Raw genomic sequence first — 19,633 nt, forward strand, 5'->3', positions numbered from 1 at the left:
GAGAGCTTACCCGAGCCAGGTCCCGGACACCAAAACGAGGTCCCGGCGGCGGGTTGTCACTCCCGTCACACGAGTCTCGGCATCTGTGTCAGTGGCAGCTCACACGTTGTTTCGACCTTGGTCCGGCGGGCGATCCAGAGCGCGGCTGCGCCGAACAGCGCGAACTTCGCGATGTCCACGAGGACCAGCGACCACGGCGCTTCCTTCACTCCGAGACTGGCGCCGACGCTGTCGGTCAGAGCGGCGTACACGAAGGTGACGACGTTGTTCGCGGCGTGGGCCGCGATGCCTGCCTCTAGTCCGCCGGTGCGGATCGCGAGGATGCCGGCGACCAGGCCGAAGGCGAAGCGGTCGAGGAACAGTGCCGGGCTCTGCCAGGGCAGTACGCCGTGCGCGAAGGTGAAGAGCAGGGTGGTGACGAGTACTGCCACCACTGGGTTGCGCAGCAGCGCGCCGCACGCCTGCAGGAGGTAGCCGCGGTAGTAGTACTCCTCCCCCGCCGACTGAAGAGTCGAGGTGAGCAGGACCACGACGATGACCGCGGCAGCGTCCGGCGCGGGGCCGTCGCCGCGGCCGACCAGCTCGATGCCGAGGAGGTGGATCGCACCCAGCGACAGCAACTCGACCACGACAGCGGCCGCGGCGAACCAGGCCAGTGGGACCCAGCGGATCCGCCCGAGCACCGAAGACAAGAGACCCGGCGCCTGCCGGTTCAGCAGGCGCGCGACGACGATGCTCAGCGGGATGAACATCGCCAGCGACAAGTTGGTGGCCAGCAGGGTGATCCACGAGATCGTGCCTTCGGGATCCTGCCGGATCGACTTGGCGCTGCTGATGAACAGGATCGACGCGATCGCCCAGCCGACCCAGATCGTGAGCGCGCCGAGAACGACGTACCCGGGTGGGGCCTGGTCGTTCTTCATCAGCCGTTGGTACGTCGGGCCCATCAGTGCTCCACCTTCACCAGCGCCTGCTCGATCCGCCGGAGTGAGGTCTCCCGGCCGAGCAGCTCCATCGATTCGAACAGCGGCGGCGAGACCCGGCGGCCGGAGACCGCGACCCGGACCGGACCGAACGCCTTCTTCGGTTTGAGACCGAGACCGTCGACCAGCGACGCCCGGAGTGCGGCCTCGATCGCCGCGGTGGTCCACTCGACACCTTCAAGCGCCTTGGCCGACGCCGCCAGCACAGAGCCGGCATCACCGGCCAGCACCTTCGCCGCGGCATCCGGCTCGATCACGAAGTCTTCGCCCGCGAACAAGAAGCCGAGCAACTCGACCGACTCCCCGAACGCGTCCATCCGCTCTTGCACCAGCGGTACGGCGGCCCGCAGTACCGCGAGCTGGTCATCGCTCGGCACAGCCGGCAGGTACCCGGCCGCGACCAGGAACGGGACCGTCCGGGCAGCGAACTCGTCCTGCGGCAGCATCCGCATGTGGGCGGCGTTGATCGCCTCGCACTTCTTCTGGTCGAAGCGGGCCGCGTTCGAGTTCACCTTGCGGATGTCGAAGGCATCGATCATCTCCGCCAGCGTGAACACGTCGCGGTCGTCGGCGATCGACCAGCCGAGCAGGGCGAGGTAGTTCAGCAGGCCCTCGGGCAGGAAGCCCTGGGTCCGGTACTCGTCCAGGCCCGCACCGGAGTCGCGCTTGGAGAGCTTCTTGTTGCCCTCGGACCCCATCACCATCGGCAGGTGCCCGAACCGCGGGGTCCGGCCGCTGCCGACGCCGATCTCGGCGAGCGCCTCGTAGAGCGCGATCTGCCGGGGCGTCGAGGAGAGCAGGTCCTCACCGCGCAGGACGTGGGTGATGTCCATCAGCGCGTCGTCGACCGGGTTCACCAACGGGTAGAGCGGATAGCCGTTGGCGCGGACCAGGACGTAGTCGCCGAGGTTCTCCGGGAGGAAGGTGATCTCGCCGCGAACCAGGTCGTCGAACACGATCGGCCGGTCCGGCATCCGCAACCGGACGACCGGCCGGCGGCCCTCGTCGAGGAACGCCTTGGCCTGTACGGCGTCCAGCGCGCGACAGTGGCCGTCGTACCCGCTGGGTTGTCCGGCCGAGCGCGCGGTCTCGCGGCGGTCGTCGAGCTCCTCCTGCGAGCAGTAGCAGTGGTACGCCTTACCGGTGACCATCAGCTTGCCGACGATGTCGGAGTAGATCTGCATCCGCTCGGACTGCAGGTACGGGCCGTGGTCGCCACCGGCCTCGGGGCCCTCGTCCCAGGTCAGGCCCAGCCAGCGCAGCGCGTCGAGGGTGTAGTCGAGCGCCTCGGGCGTGTTCCGGGCCTGGTCGGTGTCCTCGATCCGCAGCACGAGCGTGCCGCCGTAGTGCCGGGCGAAGGCCCAGTTGAACAAGGCACTGCGGATGTTGCCAACGGTGAGCAGGCCGGTCGGGGACGGTGGGAACCGCACCCGGACGTCGGCCGGAGCTAAGCCAGCCAGGACGCCGGAGTCGTCGCGAGCGGGCTGCTCAGTCACGCACGATCACCCTGTTCGTCAGAGTGCCGAGGCCCTCGACGGTGACCGCGACCGAGTCGCCGGGCAGCATAGGGCCGACGCCGGCCGGCGTCCCGGTCAGTACGACGTCGCCGGGCAGCAGCGTGGTGAACGAGGTGATGTAGGCCAGTACGGTCGGGATGTCGAAGATGAACTGCGACGTCCGCCCGTCCTGCTTGGTCTCGCCGTTCAGGGTTGTGGTCACCCGCAGATCCGCCACGTCGAGGTCGGTCTGGATCCACGGGCCGAGCGGGCAGAACGTGTCGTAGCCCTTGGCCCGGGCCCACTGCCCGTCGGACTTCTGCAGGTCGCGCGCGGTCACGTCGTTCGCGATCGTGTAGCCGAAGATCACTTCCTCGGCGCGCTCCTTGGGCAGGTCCCGGCAGATCCGGCCGATCACGATCGCCAGCTCACCCTCGAACTGCAGGTCGTTGGTCTGCTCGGGGTAGACGATGCCGTCCAGCGGGCCGACCACCGAGGTGTTCGGCTTCAGGAAGATCATCGGCTCCTTCGGCACCTCGTTGCCCAGCTCGGCGGCGTGCGCGGCGTAGTTGCGGCCGACACAGACCACCTTGCTGCGCGGGATCACCGGGGCCAGCAGCCGGACGTCGGCCAGCTGCAGCTTCTCCCCGGTGAACTGGACCGGCCGGTAGAGCGGGTCGGAGTCGAGCACGGCGACAGTGCCGCTGAGGCCTTCGGGGTCGTCGGTCTCGACGACGCCGTACTTCGGTTCGTCGTCGACGGAGAATCTGGCGATACGCACGGGCCGAGCCTACCGTCGCACTGGAATGAGACAGTGGTGCGGTGACTTGGGAGATCCGCCAGGCCCGGCCGGACGAGTACGACGCCGTCGGCGACCTGACCGTGGACGCGTACTCACACGACGGTTTCGTCCGCGGTGAGTACGCGATGACGCTACGTGCTGCCGCCGACCGCGCCGCCAAGGCCGAGGTGTGGGTCGCGGTCGACGCGTCCGGGCTTCTCGGCACCGTCACCTACTGCCCGCCCGGCTCGGTCTACCGCGAGATCGGGCTGGATCACGAAGGCGAGTTCCGGATGCTCGGAGTCGCCGGACGCGCCCGTGGACTGGGGATTGGGAGCGCCCTGACCACGCACTGTATAGAACGCACCCGCGAGCTCGGCCTCCCCCGCATCGTGCTCAGCACTGCGGTCTACATGAAGACAGCACACCGCCTGTACGAACGCCTCGGCTTCCAGCGCCTCCCCGACCGCGACTGGTCCCCCGTCGCCGGCATCGACCTCTACGCCTACGAACTGAACCTGTGACCATCTCCGATCCGCGCATTGCGCCGCCGCACGCGGTCCCTCTCCCCCGCGCCGAGTGGGAGCTCTTGCACCGTGCGCACACTTCCCGGGTTGATGCGCTCCTTGCGGATCACCTCGCCCGGCGACAGCGCCGTGAACCACATCCGGTCGAGGACTTCCTCTTCACCTACTACTCCGCGCGGCCGGCCCAGCTCCGCCTGTGGCATCCCGGCCCTGGCGTCCGCCTGCTCGACGCCCCCGAGTACGCCGAACGCCGTGGCTACGTGGTTGTGGACGGCGCCGCGCAACTCCATCCGGCCGAGATCGAGCGCCGTACCGACAGCATCAGGTGGATCCGCGGTCTCCTCGCGTCCACCCTCGATCGGCAACCGCAGTTCGGGTGTTTCGGGTTGCACGAATGGGCGATGGTGTACCGGACGGACGCCGTACGGCATCAGAAGTGGCCGTTGCGGTTGGGGGCCGAGGGCACCGATGAGGTGGTCGAGTCGCACAAGATCGGGTGTTCGCACTTCGACGCGTTCCGCTTCTTCACCGACGCGGCCCGGCCGCTGAACGTCCTGCAGCCGACCCGCGAGGCCCAGCCGCAGCTCGAGCAGGGCGGCTGTCTGCACGCCAACATGGACCTCTACAAGTGGGCGACCAAGCTCGCGCCGTTCACCCCGAGCGCACTCGTCCTGGACTGTTTCGAGCTTGCCCGCGACATCCGGACGCTCGATATGCGCGCCTCGCCCTATGACCTGGCACCGCTGGGTTATGACCCGGTCCGGATCGAAACGGCCGCCGGCAAGGCCGAGTACGCCGCCGCCCAGCGCACCTTCGCGGAGCGCGCCCGCCCGCTCCGCGAGCAACTCGTCGCCCTGTGCAACGAACTTCTCGACTAACCTCCCGCTCATGGGAAAGATCGTCGCGATTGCCTTCGGTGTGCTGCTGACCGCGCTCGGCGCCGTCTGGGCGTTGCAGGGACTGGGTTATCTCAAGGGCAGCTCGATGACCGGGAGTTCGCTGTGGGCCATCGTCGGCCCGATCGTGGCCGCGTTCGGCGTCTCGCTCATCTTCGTGGCGATCCGGGGTCCGCAGAAGCGCTGACGCACCCGCGCACCGGGCGCGTGATTCAATGCAATCCGTGACGAGCCAGACGACAGGGGCACGGACCCCGGCCAAGGCCGCTTTGATGATCGGCGCCCTCGGCGTCGTCTTCGGCGACATCGGGACCAGTCCGATCTACACGATCCAGACGATCTTCAACCCGGGTGATCCGCACCCGGTGGAGACCGCCACCCAGAACGTCTACGGGATCATCTCGCTGATCTTCTGGGCGGTCACGCTGATCGTGACGATCAAGTACGTGCTGCTGGTACTGCGCGCCGACAACCAGGGCGAGGGCGGCATCCTGGCGATGATCACCCTGATCCAGAACATCCCCCGGACGAGCGGGCGCCGTACGACGGTTCTCCTCGCCGGGCTCGGCATCTTCGGCGCGTCACTGTTCTTCGGCGACTCGATGATCACCCCGGCCATCTCGGTACTGTCCGCGGTCGAGGGCGTCAAAGTGATCCAGCCCGGCCTGGACGCCTGGGTGGTACCGATCACCGCGGTCATCATCATCGGCCTGTTCAGCGTGCAGAAGCACGGCAGCGGCCGGATCGGCCGCTCGTTCGGTCCGATCATGATCGTCTGGTTCGCGGCGATCGCGGTCTGCGGGATCGGCGGCATCCTCGACCACCCGAGCATCCTCAAGGCGCTCTCGCCGACGTACGCGATCGGCTTCCTGACCGGGCATTTCGGGACCGCGTTCTTCGCGCTCGCGGCCGTCGTACTGGCGATCACCGGCGCCGAGGCCCTGTACGCCGACCTCGCGCACTTCGGCCGTCAGCCGATCACGCGGGCCTGGCTGTTCCTCGTCTTCCCGGCCTGCATCCTGAGCTATCTCGGCCAGGGCGCGCTGGTGCTGGAGGACCCGAACGGATTCACCAGCCCGTTCTTCCTGCTGGTCCCCGAGTGGGGCCGGATCCCGATGGTGATCCTGGCGACGGCCGCGACCGTGATCGCCTCCCAGGCGGTCATCACCGGCGCGTTCTCGGTCGCCCACCAGGCCGTCCAGCTCGGCTACCTGCCGCGGCTGCGGATCCAGTACACCTCGACCGAGACGGCCGGCCAGATCTACGTCCCGTGGGTCAACTGGGCGCTGATGATCGCCGTACTGACTCTCGTCTTCGCGTTCGAGACCTCGGCCGCACTGGCCTTCGCCTTCGGGATGGCGGTCACCGGCACGATCGTCATCAACTCGCTGCTGTTCTTCTACATCGTCCGGAAGCAGTGGCAGAAGCCGTTGTGGCTGGTCCTCCTCGGCGCCGCCATCTTCCTCACGGTCGAGCTGCTCTTCCTGGGCGCGAACCTGACCAAATTCGTGCACGGCGCCTGGCTGCCGCTGCTGATCGCGGTCAGCGTCTTCCTCGTCCTGACCACCTGGCAGCAAGGCCGCCAACTCGTCACCGCCAAGCGCGAACGCGAAGAGGGCCAACTGCGCGAGTTCATCGACACCCTGCACGAGCGCCCGATCACCCGCGTCGACGGTACGGCGGTCTTCCTGAACCGCGGCAACACCACCGTCCCGCTGGCGATGCGCGCCAACGTCGAGCACAACCACGTCCTGCACAAGAACGTGGTCATCCTCTCGATCGAGACCGTCACCGTCCCGCACGTCCCCGAACCCGAGCGCATCCTGGTCGACGACCTCGGCTACACCGACGACGGCATCATCCACGTCACCGCCCGCCTCGGCTACGTCGAGTCCGCCAACGTCCCCGAGATCCTCGAACGCGCCGCCGCCCAGAGCACCGAACTCACCGTCGACCCCGACGACACCTCCTACTTCCTCTCCGCCATCGAGCTCAAACTCGGCGACACCAGCGGCATGCCCCGCTGGCGCAAACGCATCTTCCTCGCCACCACCGCGATCACCGCCGACGCCGCCGAGTACTTCCACCTCCCCCGCGAACAGGTCGTCATCGTGGGCTCGCAAATCACCGTGTAGGTCTGTTACATTCGAACACATGTTCGAGTGGGACATCTTGCAGCAGCCCTCCGCCATGGCGATGGTGCGAGGGCAGTTGGGGTTCAGCTGGATGGTGCTGTCCGCGCGGCTGGCACAGTTGACGGACGAGCAGTACTTCTGGCAGCCGGGCGATGCGGCACTGACCGTCGTACGGCGGCACTATCCGAGTCACTATCGGTCATTGGGGTCCGGCGAGTGGGTGGCGCAGTGGCCGGACGAGCCTGATCATCGGGGGCCGCGGACGATCGCGTGGTTGATCGCGCATCTGACCGAGACGTTCTTCGAGCGGTGGGAGTGGACGTTCGGACCCAAGGAGCAGGGGCGAGGCGACATCACGTTGCACGGGAACGCGCGGGATGCGGTCGCCTGGCTGACGCATTGGGTGGAGGCCTGGCAGGACGGGATCGCGTCGTTGCCGGAGGAGCAGGTGGCCACGGTGGGGCTCAGTCAGGCGACGGCACTGGATGCCGAGGAGCCGTTCGGGCACGTGGTGTTACGGCTCAATCGCGAGCTCATCCATCACGGATCAGAGATCATGACGTTACAGGATCTGTATGGCGTCACGGCGTGAGGACCACAACATGTGCGACATGCGGCGTGTCGCTACCACTAGATCTAGCGGCTGCCCTAAAGTCTGTCGAGCTGGCGGTCAGGGGAATCCGGTGCGAGTCCGGAGCTGCCCCGCAACGGTGAGCGGACGTCCTGTCGTAGTGGGGCGGCCGCGAGTCCGGATACCTGTCGCCGGCGCGTGCACCGCCGGTGCGCGCGGTCCGAGACCTCGAGGGTGGGTCGCAGGGCGAGACGACAGTTTTCCGGCCGGTGCTGTCCGTCCCGTCATGCGCTCATGCCTTCTGGTCGCGGTCCTTCGCACGCGTAGGGAGAGAAGAGCTTCTGTGACCATCGCTTCCACATCCCGATCGGCGGCCGACGAGGCCGGCCACGGGAACCAACTGACCGTCGTCCGCCGCGACGGCAGTAACACTGTGTTCGACGCGACCAAGATCTCGGTCGCCGTCACGAAGGCGTTCCTGGCCGTCGAGGGTAACGACGCCGGCGCCACCCACCGGGTCCGCGACCTGGTCACCGACCTGACCGGCCGGGTCGTCGAGGCCCTGACCAGTCGCGGTGACGCGCGGCGTAGCGTCCAGGTCGAGGACATCCAGGACCAGGTCGAGCTGGCTCTGATGCGCGCGGGAGAGCATCAGGTCGCCCGGGCCTACGTGCTGTACCGCGAGGAGCGGACCAAGGCCCGCACCCCTGCCGACCCGGCTGAGCTGGCCACCACCAAGCCGGTCGTGTCGGTCCGCCAGGCCGACGGGACCCGCGTTCCGCTCGACGTCGACCGGCTGCGCGTGATCGTCGCCGAGGCCGCCGCCGGGCTGGACTCCGTCGACCCCGAGCAGATCCTGAACGAGACGATCGGGTCCTGTTACGACGGGATCGCCCAGCACGAGGTCGAGCTGGCTCTCGTGATGGCGGCCCGGTCGTACGTCGAGACCGAGCCGCAGTACAGCTATGCCGCGTCCCGCCTACTGCTGGACCAGATCCGCCGCGAGGCGCTCGGCCGAGTACACGGCGAGCCGCGGCAGGCCAGCCAGGCCGACATGGCCACGGCGTACGCCGAATACTTCCCGCGCTACATCGCGACCGGGATCGAGGCCGGGCTGCTCGACCCCGAGCTGGCCACCTTCGACCTGGACCGGCTGTCCGCGGCAATCCGCCCTGAGCGCGACCTGGACTTCGCCTTCCTCGGTCTGCAGACGCTGTACGACCGCTACCTGCTGCACATCGACAAGACCCGGTTCGAGCTGCCGCAGGCGTTCTTCCTGCGGGTCGCGATGGGGATGGCACTGCGCGAGGAGGACCGCGAGGGCCGCGCGATCCAGTTCTACGAACTGCTCAGCTCGTTCCGCTTCATGTCGTCGACCCCGACCCTGTTCAACTCCGGTACGACGCGACCGCAGCTGAGCTCGTGCTTCCTCACCACGGTGGACGACGACCTGGCCGGCATCTTCGCCGGGATCCGCAACAACGCCCTGCTCGCCAAGTACTCCGGCGGCCTGGGCAACGACTGGACCCCGGTCCGCGGAATCGGCGCCAAGATCCGCGGCACCAACGGTGAATCGCAAGGCGTCGTACCGTTCCTGAAGGTCGCGAACGACACGGCCGTAGCAGTGAACCAAGGCGGCCGGCGGAAGGGCGCGGTGTGCGCGTATCTCGAGACCTGGCATATGGATATCGAGGAGTTCCTCGATCTGCGCAAGAACACCGGTGACGAGCGTCGCCGGACGCACGACATGAACACGGCCAACTGGGTGCCGGACCTGTTCCTGCAGCGGGTCGAGGCGGACGGTCAGTGGACGCTGTTCTCGCCGGACGAGGTGCCGGATCTGCACGATCTGTTCGGCGCGGCGTTCAAGACGGCGTACGAGAAGTACGAGGCGGCCGCCGACCGCGGTGAGATCCGGATGTTCCGCCGGGTCCGCGCGCTCGACCTGTGGCGCCGGATGCTGACTGTGCTGTTCGAGACCGGCCACCCGTGGATCACCTTCAAGGACCCGTGCAATCTGCGCTCGCCGCAGCAGCACAACGGTGTCGTCCACTCGTCGAACCTGTGCACCGAGATCACGCTGAACACGACGGTCGACGAGACCGCGGTCTGCAACCTGGGTTCGGTCAACCTGGTCGCGCACCTGACCGAGACGGGCCTCGACGCCGACCTGCTCCGCGACACGGTGAAGACCGCGGTCCGGATGCTCGACAACGTCATCGACGTGAACTTCTACACGACGCCGGAGTCGGAGCGCGCCAACCAGCGGCACCGCCCGGTCGGCCTCGGCCTGATGGGTTTCGCGGACGCGCTCTTCTCACTGCGCATCCCGTACTCGTCGGACGCGGCCGTCGCGTTCGCCGACAGCTCGATGGAAGCCATCAGCTACCACGCGATCGAGGCGTCCAGCGATCTCGCCGCCGAGCGCGGCCGCTACTCGACGTACGACGGTTCGCTGTGGAGCCAGGGTGTGTTGCCGATCGACTCGCTGGAGCTGCTGCGGTCGGCCCGCAACGGTGACGTGATCCTCGACGACGCCAAGACGCTCGACTGGGATGCCCTGCGGACCAAGGTGCTGCGCGACGGCATGCGGAACTCCAACGTGATGGCGATCGCGCCGACCGCGACGATCTCCAACATCTGCGGGGTCAGCCAGTCGATCGAACCGGCGTACAGCAACCTGTTCGTGAAGTCGAACATGTCCGGTGAGTTCACCGTCGCCAACCCGTACCTGGTCAACGATCTGAAGGCACGCGGTCTGTGGGACCAGGTGATGGTCTCCGACCTCAAGTACCACGACGGCATCCTGGAGAACATCGACCGGGTCCCGGCCGACCTCCGCGAGCTGTACGCGACCGCGTTCGAGATCGAGCCGCTGTGGCTGATCAAGGCCGCGTCGCGCCGGCAGAAGTGGATCGACCAGGCGCAGTCGCTCAACCTGTACATGGCTTCTCCGTCCGGCAAGGCGCTCGACGAGCTCTACCGGAACGCGTGGCGCTACGGGCTGAAGACGACGTACTACCTGCGTTCGCAGTCGAAGACCCATGTGGAGAAGTCGACACTGAAGGGCACCGACGGCAAGCTGAACGCCGTCTCCGCCACCGTGCCGACGGCAGTGCCGGTCACCGCACCGTCGGCGATCGACAACGCTCCACTGCCCGAACCAACCGGAGCAGTCTGCTCCCTCGAAGACCCTGACTGCGAGGCCTGCCAGTGACGACCACCGACAACGCGACCGGACTTGGCTCGATCGCCGTCGGCGCCTCCCGCATCGACGTCTCCGACAAGGCGATGATCAACGCGCGGGCCGACGTGAACCAACTGCTCCCGTTGAAGTACAAGTGGGCCTGGGAGAAGTATCTGGCCGGCTGCAACAACCACTGGATGCCGACCGAGGTCTCCATGCAGGCCGACATCTCGCTGTGGAAGAGCAAGGACGGCCTCACCGACGACGAGCGGCTGATGCTGAAGCGCAACCTCGGCTTCTTCGCCACCGCGGAGTCCCTGGTCGCGAACAACATCGTCCTGGCCGTCTACCGCCAGCTCACCAACCCCGAGTGCCGGCAGTACCTGCTGCGCCAGGCGTTCGAGGAGGCCGTGCACACGCACACCTTCCAGTACATCTGTACGTCGCTCGGTCTCGACGAGGGCGAGCTGTTCAACATGTACCGCGAGGTGCCGTCGATCTCCGACAAGGACGCCTGGGCCCTGAAGTACACCCAGCACCTGGAGGACCCAGACTTCAAGACCGGTACGCCGGAGTCCGACACCGCGTTCCTGCGCGACCTGATCGCGTTCTACGTGGTCTTCGAAGGTATGTGGTTCTACACCGGCTTCGCGCAGATCCTGTCGCTCGGCCGCCGGAACAAGATGGTCGGCATCGCCGAGCAGTACCAGTACATCCTGCGCGACGAGTCGATCCACCTGAACTTCGGCATCGACTGCATCAACCAGATCAAGCAGGAGAACCCGCACCTGTGGACCGAAGCCTTCCAGGCCGAGGTCCGCCAGATGCTCACCGAGGCCTGCGAACTCGAGGTCGCCTACGGCCGCTCCACGATGCCCAACGGCATGCTCGGCCTGACCGCTGACCTCTGCGAGCAGTACATGCACTTCATCACCGACCGCCGCGCCGAACAGATCGGCATCGCCCCGATCTTCGGCGAGACCCGCAACCCGTTCGGCTGGATGTCCGAAGTCATGGACCTCAAGAAGGAAAAGAACTTCTTCGAGACCCGAGTCATCGAATACCAGTCCTCCAGCGGCCTCAGCTGGGACTAGCCAGCACGCACAACCGAACCGCCGTCGCCCGACTCCCCGTCAGGCGGCGGCGGTTCGCCGTTCCCACCCCCCACACCTTGAGCACCGCTCAACCATTCAAGCGCCGCCTAAATGACTGATCCGTGCCCAAGGTCCCGCGTCGAAACCACCTTGAGCACCCCTCAGCCACCGAGGGGGGTTGTGGATGGTTGGTGGGGGCCCAAGGTGGGCGATTCACTCCGCGGTTCGGATGGGGTTAGCGGGGGTTGTTGGCGTGGGTGAGGGTTTCCCAGGCGAAGAAGTAGTTGGCGCCGGCTGGGCGTTTGGACTCGGTGTAGGCGAGCGTGGTGGGCATCTGCTGGCCGAGGCGGTTGTGGTAGTGGTTGTAGACGATTTCGCTGACTGCGCCTAGGCCGAGCTTCACGGTTCCGCCGCAGAGGTTGGACGGTACGGCGGTGCCGGTTTCGTAGCGGGTGTGGAAGTAGTAGCCGTCGGTGAGTCGTTTGCCGGCTTCGCCGTACAGGTTGACGCCTTGGTGCCAGGCGGTTTCGGCGACGTGGGTGGCGGCGGTGAGTCCCCAGCCGGTGTGGCCGAAGTCGCGGCAGGTCTCTTGGGCGAGGCCGTTCGAGAACGTGGACTGGCCTTGCCAGTAGGCGACGATCTCCTCGCGGGTGTCCTTCGAACCGCAGGTGGACGGAGCCTTCGGCCAGGCGCCGTCCGTGGTCTGGTAGACGTAACCGGGCAGCCGGCCGCGCCAGATGCTGACCGCCTTGTCGAACGCGGCCTTGTCGTCGAGGAAGACCGCGATTCCGATCGCGGCGTCGGTCATGATCAGTTCCCAGTTGCCGTTCTTGCAGCCGGCGCCGTTGCGGACCTCGGGCAGATACACGGTGCGCAGCATGTTCTCGAACCGCGCTCGCTGGGCCCACGAGCCGCCGTACGTGTGTTTGATCAGTTCACCGGTTCGCGAGAACGACGCGCCGGACCAGCCGGTCTGCAGGGGTGCGTTCGAGTTGGTGTGGTCCTGCAGTACGGCGGACCACGCGTCCATGATCTGGATCGCCTTCTTGGCGTAGCGGTCGTCGTTGGTGAAGTACCAGAGCAACGCGTGCGTGTACGCCGCGAGCGCGTCGTTGCGTTCGTCGGAACAGCCGTTGTTCGGGTTCGAGTTCGAACCGCATTCGACGATCGCGCGAGGTTTCGGGGTGTACGACAGAGCGCCGTACGAGCTGCTCTTCATCGCGTTGTACGCCGCCGTCTGCGGCTGGGCGCCGGACTGAACCTGCTGGCGGGCGAAGTCGAGTTGCGCTTTGTTGACGAGCACACCGGGATGTTTGAAGGCGGCCGGCGCCGCTGTGCTCGGCGGGGCGGCGAACAGTACGGCGGTACTCGCGATCAGGCTCAGGGCGACAGTGACGAGAAGTGGGCGTAGTCGAGTCATGGCAGCCTCCTGGGGGCGGTTGGGGCGCGCTCACGAAGCTACCCAGGAGACAACGATTAGTAAACCTTCTTGGCAAAACTCAGCTGACGGTGACCTCCAGGACGCCGATCACCTTCTCGAGGCGGGCGGCGACCCGGCCGGCGTCGAAGCCAGTGCCGGCGACGACGATCTCCAGCGTGCTCGACTCAAGGCAGAGTGCGAGGCGGCGGACGTCGTACGGGTTGAGCAGTACGGCGATGCGCGCGAACATGCCCTCGGTTTCGACGATCTCGGCGGTGAAGGTCGTGGTGACAGCCGGGGCGACGACGGGGGCTTCGAGGACGGTGGTCATCGGGCTTCCTCCTTGTGGCGCAGGAGGCCGAAGGTGAAGCCGTCGACGAGGGCCTCCCAGCTGGCCTCGACGATGTTGTGGCCGACTCCTACGGTGACCCAGGATCCTTCGCCGTCCGCGGTTTGGATGAGGACTCTGATGACGGCATCGGTCCCGTGGCCCTGGTCGAGGATGCGGACCTTGTAGTCGACGAGCTCGAACTTGTTCACCACCGGGTAGGCCCGCTCGATCGCCGTCCGCAGCGCATGGTCGAGCGCGTTCACCGGGCCGTTGCCTTCACCGGTGACGATCTCCCGCTCTCCCCCGGCGACCAGCTTCACCGTCGACTCCGAGACCGCCTCGCCGTCGGCGCGGGATTCGGTGATGACCCGCCAGGACTCGACGTCGAAGAACGACGCCCGCTTCCCCGTCACCTCTTCGGTGAGCAGCAGCGAGAACGACGCATCGGCCGACTCGAAGGTGTAGCCGCGCGCCTCCATCTCCTTCACCCGATCGGCGACCCGGCTGACGAGCTCCCGGTCGTTGCCGAGATCGAAACCGAGCTCGCGGCCCTTGAGCTCGACGCTGGCCCGGCCGGCCATCTCCGAGACGAGCATCCGCATGTCGTTGCCGACCAGGGCCGGATCCGTGTGCTGGTAGAGGTCCGGGTCGACCTTGATCGCGCTGGCGTGCAGCCCCGCCTTGTGGGCGAAGGCGGACAGGCCGACGTACGGCTGCCGGGTCGACGGCGGCACGTTCGTCACTTCGGCGATCGCGTGCGCGATCCGGAACGAGTCGGCCAGGTGACCGGCCGGCAGCAGTTCCATCCCGCGCTTGAGTTCGAGGTTGGCCACGACCGCGAGCAGGTCGGCGTTGCCGGTGCGTTCGCCGTACCCGTTGATCGTGCCCTGGACGTGCGTGACGCCGGCCTCGACGGCGGCGATCGAGTTCGCCACCGCGCAGCCGCCGTCGTTGTGGGCGTGGATCCCGAGCCGCGCCCCGGTGCTCTCGAGTACGTCGCGGACGATGTCCTGCAGTTCGCGGGGCAGCGTCCCGCCGTTGGTGTCGCAGAGCGCGACCACGTCGGCGCCGGCCTCGGCCGATACTCGTACTACTTCGAGCGCGTAGGCGCGGTTGGCGCGGTACCCGTCGAAGAAGTGCTCGGTGTCGAGGAAGACCCGCTGCCCGTGCTCACGCAGGTGCTTGATGGTGTCGGCAACCATCCGCAGGTTCTCGTCGAGCGTGGTCCGCAACGCCCGCTCGACATGCGCATCGTGGCTCTTGGCAACGAGTGTGACGACCGAGGCCCCGGACTCACGCAGCGCCGAGACCTGTGGGTCGTCGGCCGCCGCGGTCTGCGGCTTGCAGGTCGCACCGAACGCGGCGAAGGTCGCGTTCCGCAGGTCCAGCTCGGTGCGCGCCCGCTGGAAGAACTCGGTGTCCTTCGGTACGGCGCCCGGCCAGCCGCCCTCGATGAATCCGACGCCCAGGTCATCCAGGTGCTGCGCAATGGCGATCTTGTCGGCCACCGACAGCGCGAGCCCCTCCTGCTGCGCACCGTCGCGCAGGGTCGTGTCGTAGACGTGGAACTCGTCGGAGATGCTCATGATCGAGGCCTTCCGGTGCGGCTGGCGAGACTTCATCGGGCAAACAAAAAACCTCCCGCAAGGTGCGAGAGGTCCGCGCGCTCAGGTACTGCCGGCTGAGCGCGCCTAGGTAATAATCACCCGGTGGTTGTTCATGACGTTTGGCAGTCTGCCACACAAAGTCCACCCACTGGCGGAACTGTCTCGCATCACGAACATCCGGTACGCGTTCCAGTACTGAGGAGTAGCCGATAGTTCAGCCGGTCAGGCTCCAGCCCGGATCGTCCCACGCGGTGTAGAAGTCCTCGCGGGACAGCTCCCGCAGCCCCCAGGCATCCCGATCGAGCGCCTTGTCGACGAGCATCCCCTCGTCGTCCTCGAGCCGCTGCCACCAGTACCGCGTGATCTCCCCGTCCTCCGCAGCGCCGAGCTGCCGCACGACAACCCACTCCCGCTCGTGCCACACCGCCTCGAACAGCCAGTCCGTCCCGTCGTCACCCGCCAACGCGCCGTACGTCCGCGGCGCCGTCCCACGATCCAGCTCCCGGATCAGCTCCACCGTCGTCCGCACCGCGATCATGGTCTCGTAAGACCAGTCCCGCCGCTGAGCGAGGTCCGTGTAATACGCCTGGACATCGTCCGGAAGGCTACTCATGCCGTCCGACCCTATCTGGCGAACCCTGGGCGAACGGCCCGGAAGCCCTGAGAGGATCCTGTGAATCGCGGCAGAAGCCTCGACCGCCTGGGGAAGGAAACGATGAGCGACCAGACCAGCCAGCTCAAGTACCGCCTGATGGCCTTCACCGTCTCGTCTCGATCCTGGTGGTGTTGTACCTGGTGATGGCCCTGATCGTGCTCGTCCGCTCGAAGCCGAGCGCGGTGATCTTCAGCGGCATCGGCGGGCTGGTGACCACGCTCCTGATCCTGTCGGCCGACTCGGACTGGACCGGCGCGCCTGTCGTTGCCCTTGGCCTGTGGGCGATCGTCGCCGTCATCGGTTTCCTTGCCTGGAAAGACGCCTGACAGCCACTACCGTGTTGCCATGAGTGACGAAGCGCAGCGTGAGGCGTTTGAGAACGAGGTTCGTACGGCGCTCTTTCGGCCGGGTGGGGAGTTGCATCAGCTTCGGTTCCGGCTGATGTTGTTCGGCAACGCGGTCGCGCTTCTCGCGTTGCTCGCCCCGACTTGGTATGTCGTTGCCGGGGACAACCCGATGCCGCATGTGGTCAGCACCCACAGCGGGATCTCGTTGTTTGCGGGCGCGGGTGAGACGGTTGAGAAGGGCGCGTTGGGGCCTGTTCCGGTGATCGTCTACATCCTGCTCGCGGTCACGCTGCTGTTCGTGCGGGCCGCGTCTGTGACCGGCATCCTGGTTTCGCTTGCCGGTGCGGTGACGACGTTTGTGATCGTGGTGAGCCGGCCGGAGTCCAGGGGTGACACCGAGGTTGAGTGGACCGGCGCGCTCGTGGTGGTCATCGGCCTGTGGTTGCTCGCGGCAGCTATTTGCGGTGCCGCGAGCTCCACAGCGAAGGGCTAGCAGACCTTGGTCATCCAGTTGTGGGGGTCGGCGGCGCGCCCGTACTGAACGTCCAGGAGGGCGCTGCGGACGGCTGCGGTGACCTCGCCACCGTTGCCGTCGGCTACCTGGACCTCGCCGTCCTTCCACTTCAGGGAGGCGACCGGGGTGATCACCGCGGCGGTACCGCAGGCGAAGACCTCGCGGATCCGGCCGGAGGCGGCGCCGTCGCGCCACTCGTCGACAGAGATCTTCCGCTCGGTGACCGGGTGGCCGAGGTCGGTGACGAGCTTCAGGATCGAGTCCCGGGTGACGCCCTCGAGGATGGTGCCGGACAGCTCCGGGGTGACGACCGAGTTGTCGTCGAGGACGAAGTACAGGTTCATCCCGCCGAGCTCTTCGACCCACTTCTTCTCGATCGCGTCGAGGAAGGCGACCTGGTCGCAGCCGTTCTCGATCGCCTCGGCCTGGGCCAGCAGCGACGCGGCGTAGTTGCCGCCGGTCTTGGCCGCGCCGGTGCCACCGGGGGCTGCCCGGGTGTACTCCTCGCTCAGCCAGATCCGGACCGGCTTCACGCCGCCGCTGAAGTACGACCCGGCCGGGGACGCGATCGCGCAGTACGTCACCTGGGCGGACGGGCGGACGCCGAGGAACGGGTCCGATCCGAACATGAACGGGCGCAGGTACAACGAGGTTTCACCACCGCTGGGCACCCAGGCCTGGTCCAGCTCGACGAGGGCCTTGATCGAGTCCAGGAACGCGGACTCGGGCAGCTCCGGGAGCGCGAGCCGGCGGGCCGACTTCGCGAACCGGGCCGCGTTGGCCTCGGGGCGGAACAGGTGGATCGAGTCGTCGGGATGACGGTAGGCCTTCATCCCCTCGAAAATGGTCTGGGCGTAGTGGAACACCGAGGTCGCGGGAGACAGCTCCAGCGGTCCGAAGGCGGTGATCCGTGCGTCGTGCCAGCCGTCGTTCTTCGTCCAGGTGGCGATCGCCATGTGGTCGGAGAAGTACTGCCCGAAACCTGGGTTCGCCATGGTCCGGGCACGCTGGTCGTCGCTCGCCGGGTGGGTGTTCGGCTCAACGATGAACTCAAAGGCGCTCATAGCCGCACCGTACCTCTAGCGCTACTGGTCATGCGAGACTCAGCCCGCCGCACGCTTGGCGATGGCGTCGCCGATCTCGGCCGTCGTGCGGACCGACCCCGTGCGCTCCTCGATGTCGGCTGTGACGGCCGCCTCGATCGCGGCCGCGGCCTCGGTCAGGCCGAGGTGCTCGAGCAGCAGCGCCGCGGACAGGATCGCCGCGGTCGGGTCGGCCTTCTGCTGGCCGGCGATGTCCGGGGCGGAGCCGTGCACCGGCTCGAACATGCTCGGCGCGGTCCGGTCCGGGTTGATGTTGCCGCTCGCGGCCAGCCCGATCCCGCCGGAGATCGCCGCGGCCAGGTCGGTGATGATGTCGCCGAACAGGTTGTCGGTGACGATCACGTCGAACCGGGCCGGGTCGGTGACCAGGAAGATGGTCGCCGCGTCCACGTGCAGGTAGTCGACGGTGATGTCGGGGAAGTCGGCCTTCACCGCGTCCACGGTCCGGGTCCACAGGTGACCGGCGTGCACGAGCACGTTGTTCTTGTGCACGAGCGTGAGCTTCTTGCGCGGCCGCGCCTGGGCCCGCGCAAACGCGTCCCGTACGACGCGCTCCACGCCGTACGCCGTGTTGACGGAGACCTCGGTGGCGATCTCGGCCGGGGTGCCGACCCGGAGTGCGCCACCGTTACCGACGTACGGGCCCTCGGTGCCCTCGCGGACGACGACGAAGTCGACGACGCCCGGGTTCGCCAGCGGGGAGCCGACGGACGGGTAGATCTTCGAGGGCCGCAGGTTCACGTAGTGGTCGAGGGTGAACCGCAGCTTGAGCAGCAGACCGCGCTCGAGAACACCGGACGGAACGCTCGGGTCGCCGACCGCGCCGAGCAGGATCGCGTCGTGCTTGCGAATCTCCTCGAGCTCGGCATCCGGGAGGGTCTCACCGGTGGCGTGCCAGCGCTTCGCGCCCAGGTCGTACTCGGTCCGGTCGAACGTCACGCCGTACTGGGCGGCTACCGCGTCGAGGACCTTGAGCGCCTCGGTGGTGACCTCCGGTCCGATCCCGTCTCCGGGAACGACGGCCAGCGTGAAGTTCTTGTTGTCGCTCACTTCTTGGGTTCTCCCCCGTTGTCGCGGCGGTTCATGGCCTCTTGGACAGCCTTGACCTCGTCGGCGGCCGGGCGCGCGGGCCGGCGGCGACGGGCCGCCTTCCGCTCGCGGGCGTCGATCGCGGGCCAGTTGGCTGGATACATGTCGTACATGCTGCACTCTCCCCGGTTGGACATGGGCGGCAGGATGGGTCCGAATTTACTCTGGCATGCGACTATTTCGCCAGCATGCGGGCATCCCATCCCGCTATGTGAGATCTCAGTGCGGGGACTGGACCGCAGCTGTGCAACTCTCAACCGGTGAGTGCTCCTCCAGAACTGCCGCCGCTGGTTTCCGCGGCCCTCAGCCTCTCCGGACGGCGTGGCTTCGTCAGCTCCACCAGGAACGAGACCGGCCGGCTCCTGGCCAGCCTGGCCGCGTCCAAGACCGGTCTGCTCGGCGAGCTCGGCACCGGCTGCGGTGTCGGTTCGGCCTGGCTGCGCAGCGGCGCCGGCGAGGGGACCAAGATCGTCACCGCGGAGAGCGATCCGCAGCTGGCCAAGGTGGTGGCGGAGCTGTTCGCCGACGACGAGCGCATCGAGGTCGTCTCGGCCGACTGGACCGCACTGATCGAGCGCGGCCCGTTCGCGCTGCTCTTCGTCGACGCGCGCGAGGCCAAGCTCTCGGCCCGCGACGTGATCGCCGACGTGGTCGAGCCCGGCGGCTTCGTCGTCCTGGACGACTTCACCCCGTCCGCCGTGTGGCCGCCGATGTACGAGGGCCGCGTCGACACGCTCCGCCAGGAGTGGTTGATGGACTCCCGCTTCACTACCGTCGAGGTGATGGTCGCCCCCGACGCGGCCGTCCTCCTCGCTACCAGGCACTGAATCTCTCGGAGACCCTTGCCAACACTTCGGGCGTCCCGAAGCGTCAAGGGGGCAGCCGGTGCGGAGGGCA

Annotated in this window: 20 protein-coding genes and 1 riboswitch; of the genes, 10 read left to right on the plus strand and 10 right to left on the minus strand. The window is 67.3% G+C overall.

The features are described 5' to 3' along the window. Nucleotides 1–65 precede the first annotated feature (65 nt). Genes ACFTSF_RS24260 through ACFTSF_RS24270 form a run of 3 tightly spaced genes read right to left on the minus strand, consistent with a single transcriptional unit; the run spans nt 66 to nt 3,260 of the window. Nucleotides 66–947 carry a CPBP family intramembrane glutamic endopeptidase gene (locus ACFTSF_RS24260; RefSeq protein WP_380155919.1) on the minus strand — a complete coding sequence of 294 codons (882 nt, stop codon included), beginning with the start codon at nt 945–947 and terminating at the stop codon, nt 66–68. Beyond that, nucleotides 947–2,479 carry a glutamate--tRNA ligase gene (gene gltX, locus ACFTSF_RS24265; RefSeq protein ID WP_380155920.1) on the minus strand — a complete coding sequence of 511 codons (1,533 nt, stop codon included), beginning with the start codon at nt 2,477–2,479 and terminating at the stop codon, nt 947–949. The genes ACFTSF_RS24260 and gltX overlap by 1 nt, the downstream gene beginning before the upstream one ends. Continuing rightward, nucleotides 2,472–3,260: a fumarylacetoacetate hydrolase family protein gene (locus ACFTSF_RS24270; protein ID WP_344155255.1), complete on the minus strand. Its 789-nt coding sequence runs from the start codon at nt 3,258–3,260 to the stop codon at nt 2,472–2,474. Before ACFTSF_RS24270 ends, gltX begins: the two co-directional genes overlap by 8 nt. Before the next feature lie 41 nt (nt 3,261–3,301). On the opposite strand from ACFTSF_RS24270, the gene ACFTSF_RS24275 reads away from it, so the two are divergent. The 7 genes from ACFTSF_RS24275 (at nt 3,302) to ACFTSF_RS24305 (ending at nt 11,670) form a co-directional block, all read left to right on the plus strand. Then, the gene (locus ACFTSF_RS24275) at nt 3,302–3,784 is read left to right on the plus strand and encodes a GNAT family N-acetyltransferase (protein ID WP_380155921.1); all 483 of its coding nucleotides are present in this window, start codon (nt 3,302–3,304) and stop codon (nt 3,782–3,784) included. Further along, on the plus strand, nt 3,781–4,665 hold the full coding sequence (locus ACFTSF_RS24280) for a 3-methyladenine DNA glycosylase (RefSeq protein WP_380155922.1): 885 nt from the start codon (nt 3,781–3,783) through the stop codon (nt 4,663–4,665). Before ACFTSF_RS24275 ends, ACFTSF_RS24280 begins: the two co-directional genes overlap by 4 nt. 10 nt (nt 4,666–4,675) lie before the next feature. Continuing rightward, nucleotides 4,676–4,870, plus strand: coding sequence for a hypothetical protein (locus ACFTSF_RS24285; RefSeq protein ID WP_380155923.1), 195 nt, complete (start codon nt 4,676–4,678; stop codon nt 4,868–4,870). A 37-nt stretch (nt 4,871–4,907) separates the two neighbouring features. Next, complete coding sequence (locus ACFTSF_RS24290; protein ID WP_380155924.1) at nt 4,908–6,818, plus strand: potassium transporter Kup; 1,911 nt, start codon at nt 4,908–4,910, stop codon at nt 6,816–6,818. Between the two features lie 19 nt (nt 6,819–6,837). Continuing rightward, nucleotides 6,838–7,410 carry a DinB family protein gene (locus ACFTSF_RS24295; protein WP_380155925.1) on the plus strand — a complete coding sequence of 191 codons (573 nt, stop codon included), beginning with the start codon at nt 6,838–6,840 and terminating at the stop codon, nt 7,408–7,410. Nucleotides 7,411–7,441: 31 nt separating this feature from the next. Further along, nucleotides 7,442–7,597: riboswitch (cobalamin riboswitch) on the plus strand. 135 nt (nt 7,598–7,732) lie between these two features. After that, a complete protein-coding gene (locus ACFTSF_RS24300; RefSeq protein WP_380155926.1) occupies nt 7,733–10,606 on the plus strand; it encodes a ribonucleoside-diphosphate reductase subunit alpha in 2,874 nt (957 codons plus the stop codon). Next, entirely contained in the window at nt 10,597–11,670 is a 1,074-nt protein-coding gene (locus tag ACFTSF_RS24305; protein WP_380156275.1) for a ribonucleotide-diphosphate reductase subunit beta, read from the plus strand. The genes ACFTSF_RS24300 and ACFTSF_RS24305 overlap by 10 nt, the downstream gene beginning before the upstream one ends. A 235-nt stretch (nt 11,671–11,905) precedes the next feature. On the opposite strand, the gene ACFTSF_RS24310 is transcribed toward ACFTSF_RS24305, so the two are convergent. The 4 genes from ACFTSF_RS24310 to ACFTSF_RS24325 form a co-directional block, all read right to left on the minus strand. Further along, entirely contained in the window at nt 11,906–13,090 is a 1,185-nt protein-coding gene (locus ACFTSF_RS24310) for an alginate lyase family protein (protein ID WP_380155927.1), read from the minus strand. A 79-nt stretch (nt 13,091–13,169) separates the two neighbouring features. Further along, nucleotides 13,170–13,421 (minus strand): hypothetical protein, encoded by a 252-nt coding sequence (locus ACFTSF_RS24315; RefSeq protein ID WP_344155229.1) that lies wholly within the window; start codon nt 13,419–13,421, stop codon nt 13,170–13,172. Further along, on the minus strand, nt 13,418–15,007 hold the full coding sequence (cimA, locus tag ACFTSF_RS24320; RefSeq protein ID WP_380156277.1) for a citramalate synthase: 1,590 nt from the start codon (nt 15,005–15,007) through the stop codon (nt 13,418–13,420). Before cimA ends, ACFTSF_RS24315 begins: the two co-directional genes overlap by 4 nt. 235 nt (nt 15,008–15,242) lie before the next feature. Then, complete coding sequence (locus ACFTSF_RS24325) at nt 15,243–15,641, minus strand: hypothetical protein (RefSeq protein ID WP_344155226.1); 399 nt, start codon at nt 15,639–15,641, stop codon at nt 15,243–15,245. A gap of 170 nt (nt 15,642–15,811) precedes the next feature. On the opposite strand from ACFTSF_RS24325, the gene ACFTSF_RS24330 reads away from it, so the two are divergent. Together ACFTSF_RS24330 and ACFTSF_RS24335 are read left to right on the plus strand one after the other, a co-directional pair. Then, nucleotides 15,812–16,009: a hypothetical protein gene (locus ACFTSF_RS24330; RefSeq protein ID WP_380155928.1), complete on the plus strand. Its 198-nt coding sequence runs from the start codon at nt 15,812–15,814 to the stop codon at nt 16,007–16,009. Between the two features lie 19 nt (nt 16,010–16,028). After that, nucleotides 16,029–16,523, plus strand: a complete 495-nt coding sequence (locus tag ACFTSF_RS24335; protein ID WP_380155929.1) for a hypothetical protein — start codon at nt 16,029–16,031, stop codon at nt 16,521–16,523. On the opposite strand, the gene ACFTSF_RS24340 is transcribed toward ACFTSF_RS24335, so the two are convergent. The 3 genes from ACFTSF_RS24340 to ACFTSF_RS24350 are packed head-to-tail and all read right to left on the minus strand — an operon-like array spanning nt 16,520 to nt 18,873. Continuing rightward, a complete protein-coding gene (locus ACFTSF_RS24340) occupies nt 16,520–17,608 on the minus strand; it encodes a branched-chain amino acid aminotransferase (protein WP_380155930.1) in 1,089 nt (362 codons plus the stop codon). The two genes, ACFTSF_RS24335 and ACFTSF_RS24340, sit on opposite strands and share 4 nt — an antisense overlap. Nucleotides 17,609–17,647: 39 nt before the next feature. Further along, nucleotides 17,648–18,697, minus strand: a complete 1,050-nt coding sequence (locus tag ACFTSF_RS24345) for a 3-isopropylmalate dehydrogenase (protein WP_344155217.1) — start codon at nt 18,695–18,697, stop codon at nt 17,648–17,650. After that, nucleotides 18,694–18,873: a hypothetical protein gene (locus tag ACFTSF_RS24350; protein ID WP_344155215.1), complete on the minus strand. Its 180-nt coding sequence runs from the start codon at nt 18,871–18,873 to the stop codon at nt 18,694–18,696. Before ACFTSF_RS24350 ends, ACFTSF_RS24345 begins: the two co-directional genes overlap by 4 nt. A 123-nt stretch (nt 18,874–18,996) precedes the next feature. Here ACFTSF_RS24350 and ACFTSF_RS24355 point away from each other — a divergent pair, with 123 nt between their 5' ends. Beyond that, complete coding sequence (locus ACFTSF_RS24355; protein ID WP_344155212.1) at nt 18,997–19,563, plus strand: class I SAM-dependent methyltransferase; 567 nt, start codon at nt 18,997–18,999, stop codon at nt 19,561–19,563. Nucleotides 19,564–19,633 lie beyond the last annotated feature (70 nt).

The organism is Kribbella sp. NPDC056951, assembly GCF_042674205.1.
GTDB classification, from domain to species: domain Bacteria; phylum Actinomycetota; class Actinomycetes; order Propionibacteriales; family Kribbellaceae; genus Kribbella; species Kribbella yunnanensis.